Annotated in this window: 1 protein-coding gene; it reads right to left on the reverse strand. The window is 73.2% G+C overall.

What is annotated here, in order from left to right:
- Positions 1-544: 544 nt before the first annotated feature.
- On the reverse strand, positions 545-1,489 hold a 945-nt coding region (locus ACREP4_RS16950), incomplete at its 5' end, for a DUF222 domain-containing protein (RefSeq protein WP_431597372.1).

A 1,489-nucleotide genomic window follows, 5' to 3' on the forward strand; every position in this document is an offset into this window, starting at 1 on the left:
TCACGACCCGGCGAAGCCTTCTCGGCAGCACGGCGGCATGGTCGACCGGGAGAGGTCGTCGGGGGCGAGGAACGGCTCTTGGCGTGTGTCCGTGGGTGGTGTCGGGCGCGGGGTCAGCCGGCTCGTCCCCGGTGTGGCCGGGCGAGCGGGTCGGGCGGGTGCATGCTGAACCGTCCGGTGTGCGGGTCGCGGGCGACGAGCCAGCCGTCCTCGTGGATCCTGTGATGACACGTCCAGCAGGTTAAGCAGAGGTTGTCCTCGTCTGTGGGTCCCAGGTCGCGTGTTCCTTTGGGGTGGGCGGGTGGGGGAGGTTGGCGTGGTCGGTGGACCTGGCAGCGGGACGCGGGCGCGCCGCAGCCGACGCAGGTCTGGTCTCTGGCGATGACCGCGACCCGCTGCTGCCTCGTCGGCTGCCGTTGCGTGCGGCCCGCGTCCAAGACCTCCCCGTTGCGGGTCATCGCTGCGCCGCAGAGAAAGTGCGGTGAGCCCGAGGGTTGGACGTTGGGGCGCCCCCGACCTGGTCGGACCCAGGTCGGGGTGCCGGTCAGCCGGCTCGTCGTCGGTGTGGCCGGGCAGTGGGGTCGGGCGGGTGCATGCTGAACCGTCCGGTGTCCGGGTCGCGGATGACGAGCCAGCCGTCCTCGTGAATCCTGTGATGACAGCACCAGCAGGTTAAGCAGAGGTTGTCCTCGTCAGTGGGCCCTAAGTCCCTTGTCCACCAGCGGACGTGATGCACCTGGCAGCGGGACGCCGGCGCGCCGCAGCCGACGCAGGTCTGGTCTCTGGCGATGACCGCGACCCGCTGCTGCCTGGTCGGCTGCCGTTGCGTGCGGCCCGCGTCCAAGACTTCCCCGTTGCGGGTTCCGTTAAGGGCGGGTGGGTGGGGGAGGTTGGCGCGGTCCACCTCGGCGTCGCAGCAGACCATCCGCGCGGTCGCAGAGCTGACCGGGCCCACCCCGTCCAACCGGGCCGCCGGCGCCCCAGGCCTGCCGTCCAACGCCTCGGCGGTCGCGATCAGGATCACATGCGGGCGCTGGACCGCGACCTGCGGCAGGTCCCCGGCGTCGAGTGAGCGCCGGGCCAGCTCGACGAGCGCATCGGCCATCCGCTGCGGGTAGGTGCGGTCGTCGGCGTGGCTGGTCCTGCGCGCCAACGGGTCCAACGCGGTCCTCAGCGTGGCGCCGCCGAGCGGGTCCAGCTCGAACCCTCCGCGCAGGGCCCCGTCGGGGGTGTCGGCGCTCATCGACAGCCGCCGGTTCGCCCACGCGCGGCGCTCCCGCCCTGCCAGCGCCTCAGGGTCCACCGTGTGCGTCCACTCGTCCACCCGCTCGCGGAGCCGGCGGCGGTCCATCCCGCCGCCGTCGCCGGCCACCAGCCGGTCCAACTCTTCCCGCACGTCCGGACGCAGCTCCTTCGCGGTCTGCACCGCGACCTGCGCCTGCCCCAGCCCGATCGTGCCCGCGCGGACCGCCGCGGCGGTCTCCGGCAG

The sequence above is a fragment of the Stenotrophomonas sp. genome (genome assembly GCF_050737575.1).
Taxonomy (GTDB): domain Bacteria; phylum Pseudomonadota; class Gammaproteobacteria; order Xanthomonadales; family Xanthomonadaceae; genus Stenotrophomonas.